The organism is Liquorilactobacillus sicerae (assembly GCF_029916425.1).
GTDB classification, from domain to species: Bacteria; Bacillota; Bacilli; order Lactobacillales; family Lactobacillaceae; genus Liquorilactobacillus; species Liquorilactobacillus sicerae.
Genome location: NZ_JAHAVQ010000241.1, coordinates 1 through 447, shown reverse-complemented (window position 1 = coordinate 447; position 447 = coordinate 1). Strand labels below are relative to the sequence as shown.

General features: G+C 37.8%; 1 protein-coding gene. It reads left to right on the top strand.

Annotated elements, in window-relative coordinates; genetic code table 11:
- A partial coding sequence (locus KH893_RS12230; RefSeq protein WP_281166329.1) for an SH3-like domain-containing protein occupies nt 1–447 on the top strand: 447 nt, incomplete at both ends.

Genomic DNA, 447 nt, shown 5'->3' with positions numbered 1-447 from the left:
ATATGCAACAATTGATCAATCTATCCGTAACGACGGAATTTACAAGAATGGTCCGGCTTTAACTAGTTCCAATACGATTCAAAAGGATGGCCTTGCTAAGAGCTATAACGGTGATACAGTATTGGTTTTGCAGGCTTCGACAACTATTCGTCAAAGTAATGGAATGACTTACACTTATTTGCAGGTTCAAGATGGCCAAGATACTTATTGGATTGATTCTCGGGGTCTTCATACCAGTAATTTTGCAACAATTTCTAAAAGTTCTGTAAATAGTTATACGGCCTACATTAATCAAAAACAAAGGAATGATGGGGTGTATTATAATGGACCGGCTTTAACCAGTTCGGATACTTTAATAGCAAATGCTGATGGTCACAGCTACAATGGTGATAAAGTTACCGTTCTACAGACAAAAACAACCAAGAGGAGTAATGGGGTGTACTATAC